The organism is Psychrobacter sp. AOP7-B1-24 (assembly GCF_052376215.1).
In the GTDB taxonomy this organism is placed as follows: domain Bacteria; phylum Pseudomonadota; class Gammaproteobacteria; order Pseudomonadales; family Moraxellaceae; genus Psychrobacter.
Genome location: NZ_JBQSVL010000088.1, coordinates 1 through 9663, shown reverse-complemented (window position 1 = coordinate 9663; position 9663 = coordinate 1). Strand labels below are relative to the sequence as shown.

General features: G+C 40.8%; 8 protein-coding genes and 2 tRNA genes. All 10 read left to right on the top strand.

The window, feature by feature from the left end; all coding sequences use genetic code 11:
• The first annotated feature begins 229 nt into the window (after positions 1 to 229).
• On the top strand, positions 230 to 1018 hold the full coding sequence (tpiA, locus tag ACT3QP_RS13020; protein WP_444525800.1) for a triose-phosphate isomerase: 789 nt from the start codon (positions 230 to 232) through the stop codon (positions 1016 to 1018).
• A gap of 163 nt (positions 1019 to 1181) precedes the next feature.
• Entirely contained in the window at positions 1182 to 1490 is a 309-nt protein-coding gene (gene secG / locus ACT3QP_RS13015) for a preprotein translocase subunit SecG (RefSeq protein WP_192518349.1), read from the top strand.
• A 143-nt stretch (positions 1491 to 1633) separates the two neighbouring features.
• A tRNA-Leu gene (locus tag ACT3QP_RS13010) sits at positions 1634 to 1718 on the top strand.
• A 123-nt stretch (positions 1719 to 1841) separates the two neighbouring features.
• Positions 1842 to 1918: transfer RNA gene (locus ACT3QP_RS13005), tRNA-Met, on the top strand.
• A gap of 449 nt (positions 1919 to 2367) precedes the next feature.
• Positions 2368 to 2868: a ribosome maturation factor RimP gene (rimP, locus tag ACT3QP_RS13000; protein WP_444525799.1), complete on the top strand. Its 501-nt coding sequence runs from the start codon at positions 2368 to 2370 to the stop codon at positions 2866 to 2868.
• A gap of 168 nt (positions 2869 to 3036) precedes the next feature.
• Positions 3037 to 4521 carry a transcription termination factor NusA gene (gene nusA / locus ACT3QP_RS12995; protein ID WP_192518347.1) on the top strand — a complete coding sequence of 495 codons (1485 nt, stop codon included), beginning with the start codon at positions 3037 to 3039 and terminating at the stop codon, positions 4519 to 4521.
• Between the two features lie 150 nt (positions 4522 to 4671).
• A complete protein-coding gene (gene infB / locus ACT3QP_RS12990; RefSeq protein WP_444525798.1) occupies positions 4672 to 7398 on the top strand; it encodes a translation initiation factor IF-2 in 2727 nt (908 codons plus the stop codon).
• A gap of 202 nt (positions 7399 to 7600) precedes the next feature.
• The gene (locus tag ACT3QP_RS12985; RefSeq protein WP_192518345.1) at positions 7601 to 7990 is read left to right on the top strand and encodes a ribosome-binding factor A; all 390 of its coding nucleotides are present in this window, start codon (positions 7601 to 7603) and stop codon (positions 7988 to 7990) included.
• A 9-nt stretch (positions 7991 to 7999) separates the two neighbouring features.
• Entirely contained in the window at positions 8000 to 9055 is a 1056-nt protein-coding gene (gene truB, locus ACT3QP_RS12980; protein ID WP_444525797.1) for a tRNA pseudouridine(55) synthase TruB, read from the top strand.
• A 366-nt stretch (positions 9056 to 9421) separates the two neighbouring features.
• Positions 9422 to 9663, top strand: a 242-nt coding sequence (locus tag ACT3QP_RS12975; RefSeq protein WP_444525796.1) for a DJ-1/PfpI family protein, incomplete at its 3' end; no start/stop codon positions are given.

Sequence of the window (9663 nt, the reverse complement as noted above, 5' to 3'; positions counted from 1 at the left end):
AGTAGTGACTATTTATGAATGTTTAACACACCAGTTGCAAAAAGTTATATAGGACATTAAACAGCCAACACGTAAACAGTTAAAGCTTATGATAATGTCAGTTGCGCATGTATTTTAAAAGTCTATTTTTTGATGGGTGGCAGGATACTATAGCACTTGAGAATTATTTGTTATACTGCCATGCATATTAGCCGAATTGGCAGGAATACATGAGACAAGGTAGATGAGTATGCAAGCTTGGGTAATAGGTAATTGGAAACAGAATCCAGCAACGAGCCGCGACGTCGATACACTGTTAGAGGGTTTGTTGACGGCGATATATGCTGATACAAAGTTTTCAAGCAATTGCTGCAATTTAATGGTGGCACCAAGCGATATTCATTTGGCGGCAGTTAATGCTCGTTTGAAAGATACGTCTGTGCTGTGTAGCGCACAAGATATTAGTGCCCATAGTGCAACTACTGGTGCATATACTGGTGATTGTTCCGCACAACAAGTGGTTGATGCCGGTGCAACATGGACGATACTTGGTCACTCTGAGCGCCGTCAGTATCATCAAGAATCTCATGAATGCTTATTGCAAAAAATGACTCACGCATTCACACAAAACTTGGGTGTTGTATTCTGTATTGGTGAAACCCAGACACAGTATGATGCGAAACAAACGCTTGAAGTCATTGATAATCAGTTATCAGTCATTAAAGATTTACTGGATCAACAACCAGATATTACCGTTTCATTAGCAGGGCGTCTAATCATTGCCTATGAACCAGTTTGGGCGATTGGTACTGGTAAAGTCCCTACTGTGTATGAGGTGAGTAAAACCCATCAGCATATAAAACAAACGGTTGCAGGCTTTGCTAATAACTTGGAAGACATGACGGTTTTATATGGCGGTAGTGTCAATGCCGATAATGCGGATAGTTTTGCTTTAGACTCGATGATTGATGGTGCATTAGTTGGTGGGGCTTCATTAAAGGCAGAGAGTTTCCTAGCGATTGCCAAAGCTTTTAGCTAAGCGAATACTGAGTTAGTAAAAGTAGATTTAACAGTACCCTTGCAATCGTGTACAATGCGCCTTATTTATATAATCGATTTAGCGTCATGACACGCTGATTTTTATTAAACTTAAGATTTATTTTTCCGTTATCCGTCGTCATTACGCGGCAAAAGAGGCCACCATGTTTACGTTTATATTAGCCCTGCATATTATCGTGGCGATTGCTATGATCGGCTTGATTTTGATACAGCATGGCAAAGGGGCAGATGCTGGAGCTTCTTTTGGTGCTGGTTCATCAGGTACAGTGTTTGGTGCGGCAGGAACTGCTAACTTTTTGACGCGTGCGACCGCTGTTTTAACAGTGATATTTTTTATCACTAGTATGACGTTAGCTGTGCATGCACGTAAGCAAGCCGAAGATCAGTTTCGTTTAGATGCGCCAGTTTCAGCACCACAGACACCGCGTCCATTGACTCAAGATTCTCATTAAATATCTTTTGCGAGTGTAGCTCTTGCTATTTTGATACGTTAGATTTACAATGCTTTTCTGTTTTTACAAGTCTTTATCTATCGGTGCCTACCTTAAGCATCTATTACAGTAGATAAGATATTGAAAAACGCAGTAGTAAAAATGCGATTGTGGTGGAATTGGTAGACACGCCATCTTGAGGGGGTGGTGGCGCAAGCTGTGGGGGTTCAAGTCCCCCCAATCGCACCAATTTTTAATACGCAGCACAGCGTATGGTTTTGTTTTATAGTTCTCAATTGTTTTATTTGAATTTATTTAAAATAAACGTTGACACTTATACTAAACCTCTATAGAATGTGCGTTCTAGATTGATGCGGGGTGGAGCAGTCTGGTAGCTCGTCGGGCTCATAACCCGAAGGTCGTTGGTTCAAATCCAGCCCCCGCTACCACTTTTTATACTGATGTTTTGTACACTAAATTTGTCAGTAACTATTAGCCCACCATTATGCTTGTGGGTTTTTTTGTATCTGACTATCAGTGTTATCGCGCGCGCTATCCTACTTATGTTAAGCTCTAGTTCTATAGAGTACGCTGCCATTTATTGTAGCTTGTCGTTACTCAGCATTATTAGAGTGATGCTTCCTAAGCATACTATCTTTTATTCCTTACTCTTTTATTGATAGTGCTGCTTTATGAATAATAAAAGCATTGTTTGGCTGAGCTTGATATTTTTAAACTTAAATGAATGAAACACATAATAATACACTTGTGATATTAAACAATATTATGATGGTGTCTCCCACTATATGATGGTTTACACTGAATAAGAGATAACAAACAAATTTAATACGGTTTATTAAGTACGATAGATACGTGAATAGGAAGATATAAATAGATTATGAAGCTTTCGACTAAAGTTGCAGAACTGACTAATATTATTGCCCCTGCAGTCGCCGCTTGTGATGTGGCGCTATGGGGTATAGAATTTGCGCCACAGGGACGCCGTTCTTTGCTACGCATTTATATTGAAGCGTTGCCAGAAGAGCAAGCTCAAGATAAGCAGGTAACCATAGAAAACTGTGCTGCGGTAAATCATCAAGTAAGTGGCATTCTTGAAGTACATGATCCAATTGCTGGTGAGTATATTTTAGAAGTGTCTTCACCAGGGTTTGATCGTGCTTTCTTCTCAGATGAGCAGATGCATGGATATGTTGGTCAGACTGTTAGCTTACGTTTGATACAAGCCATTGGTAATGGCGACCAAAAACGTCGTAAAGTGACAGGTACCCTAGACAGTATTAATGAAAATTCTTTACAGTTGACGGCCGCTGATAGTGAGCAGTTTGAGATTGCATTGAGTAATATAGATAAAGCTAATTTGATTTATGAAGATACTTAACAGATTAGAACGTTTGTTTTATAAATGTGTTTAGTTTGATGTAACCGGCAGCTTGTAACAAATCAAGATTTAAATATTCATACAACGTAAAGCTTACGGTGAACATATAATATTAATACTCAAATTATAAAATTTAAGTCAATTAAAAAATGATAGGACAGGTATAGCATGAGTCGTGAAATCTTAACGGTAGTAGAAACTGTCAGTAATGAAAAGGGCTTAAATCCTGAAGATATCTTTGAAGCCATAGAAGACGCTTTAGTGGTATCTACCAAGAAAAAAGTATACACCGAGCAGCCAGAAGTGGCCGTACGAGTCGCGATTGATCGTGCAACTGGTGATTATGATACGTATCGTTATTGGACAGTGGTTGCAGATGAAGACCATGAGATGCCTGCTTGTCAGCTAGCAATTACTGATCTTGATCAAGAAGAATGGTCAATCGGCGATGTAAAAGAAGAGCAGATCGAGTCGATTGAATTTGGTCGTATTGCTGCCACACAAGCCAAACAAGTCATTATCCAAAAGATTCGTGAAGCTGAGCGAGCGCTTGTTGCTGATGCTTTTGAGCCACGCATTGGTGAAATGATGTATGGCGAAGTCAAAAAGCAGACTCGTGATGGCTATATTATCGATCTGGGTGACAATGCTGAAGGTTATTTGTCACGTGATCAGATGTTGCCACGTGAGCAGCTACGTGCAAAGTCACGTATCAATGCCATTCTATATCATGTAAACCGTGAAAACCGCGGCGCCCAGTTACTACTCTCTCGTACTCATCCTGAAATGCTATCGGCATTGATGCAAAAAGAAGTGCCTGAGATCGCTGAACAAATTATTGAGATTCGCAATGTCGCGCGCTTACCAGGTACTCGTGCTAAAATAGCGGTTAAGACCAATGATCATCGTATTGATCCAGTCGGTGCTTGTATCGGCATGCGTGGTACTCGTATCCAAGCAGTACAACAAGAGCTTGATGGTGAACGTATCGATGTCGTGGTTTGGTCAGACGATCCAGCTCAATTTATCATCAGTTCTCTAGAGCCGGCTGACGTTAGTAGTATTATTTTAGATGAAGATACGCAGACTGCTGATATCATCTTTAGTACCAATGACCAGTTAGCACGTGCTATTGGTTCACAAGGCCAAAACGTACGTTTAGCTTCTGAACTGACAGGCTACAAGCTTAATATGATGCTAGAAGAAGAGTATCAGCAGCGTCAACAAAACGAATCTAAAGCGTTTATTGAACTATTCTATGAACGTTTAGAAGTAGATAAGGACTTAGCTCAAGCGCTTGTCGATATTGGCTTCACCAGTATCGAAGAAGTGGCTTACGTACCAGTTGAAACTTTTTATGACATCGAAGGTCTAGACGATGAAGCGATTGAGATGATTCAAGAGCGTGCTAAAGAAGTAGTCATTGCTGATGAGCTGGTCAAACAACAGAACATGAAAGAGCCAAGTCAAGAGCTACAAGATCTTGAAGGTATGACGGTTAGCTGGGCTTATAAAATGGCACAGAAAGACATTATTACCGTTGATGATTTGGCAGAACAAGCAGTCTTCGATCTAGAAGATATCGAAGGTTTAGACTCTGAAACCGCAGGAAAACTCATCATGAAAGCTCGGGAATCTTGGTTCAATGAATAAGCGGTAACTGCATATCGCTGTCTTTTGGTGATATGCTATCGATATAAAGTGCTGGTAGGAATGTAATACAAATACCAGCCTTAACCCAATCATTTGTAGCCAACAACTGAATTGAACATATAGCAAATAATAGACAGTAGGTGATAATAAATGGCAGATAAGACCGTCAAAGAACTGGCAGATATGGTAGGCAAAACTACAAGTGCTGTAAAACAGCAACTGGTAGATGCTGGACTACCTGCTCGTGCAGAGGATGACCTAGTCTCAGAAGTTGAGCAAGAGAAGTTGGTGACGTATTTAAAGCAAAGTCATGGTCAGCAAGAAAAGCGTCGTATTAGTCTTAAGTCTAAAACGACTAGCACTGCTCGTGTGACTGGCTCTTCAGGTAAATCTAAGAGTGTTAATGTTGAAGTACGTAAAAAGAAAGTCTTTGAAAAGCCTGATCCTGAAAAGATGGCTGAAGAATTGGCTGCGCGTGAGCAAGCGATGATTGAGTCGCAGGAACGTGCTGCTAAAGACGCTGAAGAGCGTGCTGCTATTAAGAAAAAGGCGGAAGAACGTCAAGCGGCGACCTTAGCTGCGATGCGTGCAAGTTTGGGTTCTGGCAAAAAATCAGACGATAGAAATGACGATATCTCAACGTCAGTCGTTGTGAAAAAAGGTGGCAAGGCAGCTGTTGAGGTCAAGCCTAAAGACCAACCGAAGAAAAAAGTCGCTGCAACCAAACCAAAAGTCGAAACGGCAACTGAGCGTAAAGCTCGTGAGGCACGTGAAAAAGAAGAAGCTCGTCTACGCGAAATTGAGACTGAAACACGTCGTGTTCAGGCTGAAGAAGCACAGAAGCGTACGCTTGAGCAAATGCGTAAAATGGCTGGTAAATATACAGATCGTGAGCCTGTTACTGAAGTTCGAAAAGATGAACCGTTGGCAGAAGGTTTGGTCGGTGATGCATTAGAAGAGTCATTCGAAAAAGAGCGTCGTGAAATCAAGCGTGGTGCAAACAGCACTGGTGCACGTGGCCGTCGTCGCAAGAACCAAGATGAGCGTGAATTTAAAAACCGTAAAAACGGATTGCGTTCAAGCCAATCAGGACAGCATAAGTTTGAAAAACCGGTTGAGAAAATCGTTTATGACGTTGAGATTAGTGAGCATATCACTGTAGCAGATCTTGCCCAACGTATGGCAGTCAAAGCTCGAGAAGTGACTAAATTACTGATGAAAATGGGTGAGATAGCACGCGAGTCAGATACCATTGATCAAGCAACAGCAAGTTTACTGGTTGAAGAAATGGGTCACAACCCAGTACCTGTCAGTGATACAAAAGTTGAAGATGACTTACAAGATGCGGTCGATGAGCGCAGCAGCAATGTGCAAACACGTCCACCAGTCGTGACTATTATGGGTCACGTTGACCATGGTAAAACATCATTACTGGATAAAATTCGTGAAACGAAAGTAGCAACCGGTGAAGCGGGTGGTATTACCCAGCATATTGGTGCTTATCATGTTAAAACGGAACGTGGTGTCATTACATTCCTTGATACTCCAGGCCACGCAGCATTTAGCGCGATGCGTTCACGTGGTGCTCAGGCAACTGATATCGTTGTACTAGTAGTAGCAGCTGATGATGGTATGATGCCACAAACAGCAGAAGCGATTGATCATGCTCGTGCTGCTGGTACGCCAATTATCGTCGCTATCAACAAAATGGATAAGCCAAGTGCTGATCCTGACCGTGTTCTTAATGAGCTGACCACAAAAGAAGTGGTATCAGAAGAATGGGGTGGTGATACACCAATGGCACGTATCTCAGCCAAAACAGGCGAAGGTATTGATGATCTATTGGATTTTATTAGCTTACAAGCTGAGCTGATGGAATTAGAAGCGCCATTAGACGGTGCTGCACAAGGTGTTGTTATTGAATCAAGACTAGAAAAAGGTCGTGGTCCAGTTGTTAGTGTCTTAGTGAAAAAAGGTACATTGAAGCAAGGTGATTTGATCTTAGCCGGTGAACATTATGGTAAGGTCCGTGCACTGACAGATGAGAATGGTCAGCGTATCAAATCAGCGGGTCCTTCTATCCCTGTAGAAATCTTAGGTTTACCTGAAACACCTGCTGCTGGTAGTGAGTTCTTAGTCGTAACTGATGAGAAAAAAGCACGTGAAGTGGCTGACTTTAGAGCTAACCGTGAACGTGAGCGTCAACTTGAACGTCAAAATGCTATGCGTCTTGAAAGTATGTTCGATCAAATGGAACAAGGTGATGTGTCATTCTTGAACATCGTATTGAAAACGGATGTCCGTGGTTCGCTTGAAGCATTACTTGCTGCTCTAAACGAGCTATCAACTGATGAAGTTAAAGTCAGAGTGATTAGTTCGGGTGTTGGTCCTATCTCTGAGTCTGATGTCACGCTTGCAGAATCTAGTGAGGCAGTATTATTAGGTTTCAACGTTCGTGCAGATGCGACCGCACGTCGTAAAGCAGATACTGCTAACATGGATATTCGCTACTATAGTGTTATTTACGGCTTAATCGATGATGTGAAATCAGCCATGAGTGGTATGTTGGCTCCTGAACATCGTGAGAAAATCCTTGGTGTTGCAGAGGTTCGTGAAGTATTCCGCTCTAGTAAGTTTGGTGCTGCTGCTGGTTGTATGGTGGTTGAAGGTACAATCTATCGCAATAAACCTATCCGTGTATTGCGTGATGACCAGGTTATCTTTACAGGTCAGTTGCAATCATTACGTCGCTACAAAGAAGACGTTAATGAAGTACGTACTGGTATGGAATGTGGCCTAGCGGTACGTGGTTACGATGTCGAAGCTGGTGATAAGATTGAAGTCTTTGAAATTCAAGAATTCGCACGTACTATCTAACGTTATTGTCTGATAGTGAGGTATATAACCATGCAACGTGCTTAATGGGCTGTGCATCGCAATATCTCCTCATTATCAAGCTTTACTTAGGCCTAACAGGTAGATCCTGCTAGGCCTTTTTTAACAAGTATTAACCCCTAAATCTTTTTAAAAGATATGTACTAATCAATAAAAATAAGCCATATCAAATTAAGGTAATAAAATGAACCAACGTTTACAACGCTTAGCCGATCAAATACAGCGTGAGCTTGCTGTCCTTATCCGCGATGCAGTTAATGATCCTCGCTTGACAGGTTTTGTCACTATTTCTAGTGTCAAAGTTAGTCCTGATTTAGGATATGCCGATGTCTATGTCACCATTATGGAGCCTGAGCTTAATGATGCCATGACCAAGACTAATCATGAAGAAAGTATTAAAGTGCTTAACAAAGCTGCGGGTTTCTTACGTACTGAACTGAGCCATAGTTTAAAAACACGTACGACACCGCGCTTGCGTTTTCACTATGATGAAGTGACAGCTCGTGGTAATTATATGATGGATTTGATTAATCAGGCTGTCACTAAGACTGAAAAAAATGAGAATGATGAGTAAGTACCTACTATGCCCATATCAGCCAAACCTGCCGATAAAACACAAGCTAATAAAGTGAAAGTCTCTGGTGTTATCTTAGTAGATAAACCCAAAGGCATGACCTCACAGCAAGTGGTGTCAAAAGTAAAATATCTGTTCAAATCACCGGTGCACGATAGCAAAAAAGCTGGGCATACGGGCACGCTTGACCCTATGGCCACAGGTCTATTACCTATTTGTATGGGTGAGGCAACTAAGTTTAGTCATTATCAGCTTGATGCTGATAAATCTTATCAGGCGACTATCTTGCTAGGTAGCCAAACTGATACTGGTGATGCCGAAGGACAAATTGTGGCACAAGAGCCCATTCCTCAACTTAACGAAGATTTTTTAGCGTCTGTGGCGCAGCAGTTTTTAGGTGAGCAGCAACAGATACCACCAATGTACTCAGCGCTAAAAAAAGATGGTAAAAAGCTTTACGAATATGCTCGTGCTGGTATCGAGGTCGATAGACCTCCCAGAAATATCACTATTAAAGCACTTAAGCTACAGATAATAGATGATGCCCAGATTGACCTAACCGTTACTTGTACTAAAGGTACTTACGTACGTGTATTGGCAGAAGATATTGCAAAAAAGCTAGGTACGCTAGGACATTTAACAGTATTGCGTCGTATACAAGTAGGTAAGTTCAGTATTGATGACGCTGTCGCTTTATCTTCATTAGAAGAGAGTAGTTTAGATGCGCGTCAGTCTTGGCTATTGCCTATCGATGCTTGCATTGAGATTAGTGCTGAGCTAACTTTGACAGAGGAGCAGTGTGTCCGTGTACATATGGGACAGCGTCTGAACGTATTCGATGTGCTGACCGGAAAACTAAAGGACTATGTTTCTAAGGTAGTTTCTGTTCAACTATCTAATAGTAGTGCTGTTGGTGTGGATGACATAGCCTCCAATGCTTTTCAGAACTTGGAGCATGAAATACCTGTCGATATACGTTTACTTAATGCGCAGGGAGAGTTCCTTGGTTTAGGTGCAGTGAGCCTAAATGGGCGTCTACAACCTAAAAAATTGATTCAGCGTTAGTTTTATTCTTGTTAATTGATATCCAATAAGGCCTTTTTGGCTTACTAACAGTTTACACTAATCACATATCCTCACATTTTATTGCAGGTTTCGCCTATGGTGAAACCTGTTTTTTTTGTATGCTAAATTTATCAGATAGGGAATGCTGAGTTAAAAAACAAAACAGATAAATATTATAAAAGTAAAAATAACTATAAAAGTTAAATACTCAAATAATAAATAATTAAAATTAAAGGCTTGTGCAAAAAGGATGCACACCAATAAAGATAAAATAGGTTAAAGGAAGATTGACTACCAAATAACAATAAAATCAATTTATAAAAATATATTGGTTCATAAAAACTAATAGATAATAAAGGGAAAACTATGAAAACGATTGCTTTCTTATTACATAATCACTTTGAACAAGCAGAGTATGAAGATGTCAATAATCAGTTAAAAGAAAAAGGCTATAAAACACTTCTCATAACAACAAATAATAAAAAAGAAGTGCAAGCCATGCAGCAAGACGTAAATAAGAGTGATACTTTTACCGCTGATATCTTTGCCGAAGAGGCTGACACCTCCGAGTATGATGCATTGGTTTTACCAGGTGGTACAGTGAATGC

Bases quoted from the DNA above. Each gene is read 5' to 3' on its own strand.
- tpiA (WP_444525800.1), top strand. From the start codon at position 230: ATGCAAGCTTGGGTAATAGGTAATTGGAAACAGAATCCAGCAACGAGC.
- nusA (WP_192518347.1), top strand. From the start codon at position 3,037: ATGAGTCGTGAAATCTTAACGGTAGTAGAAACTGTCAGTAATGAAAAG.
- ACT3QP_RS12985 (WP_192518345.1), top strand. From the start codon at position 7,601: ATGAACCAACGTTTACAACGCTTAGCCGATCAAATACAGCGTGAGCTT.
- rimP (WP_444525799.1), top strand. From the start codon at position 2,368: ATGAAGCTTTCGACTAAAGTTGCAGAACTGACTAATATTATTGCCCCT.
- truB (WP_444525797.1), top strand. From the start codon at position 8,000: ATGCCCATATCAGCCAAACCTGCCGATAAAACACAAGCTAATAAAGTG.
- secG (WP_192518349.1), top strand. From the start codon at position 1,182: ATGTTTACGTTTATATTAGCCCTGCATATTATCGTGGCGATTGCTATG.
- infB (WP_444525798.1), top strand. From the start codon at position 4,672: ATGGCAGATAAGACCGTCAAAGAACTGGCAGATATGGTAGGCAAAACT.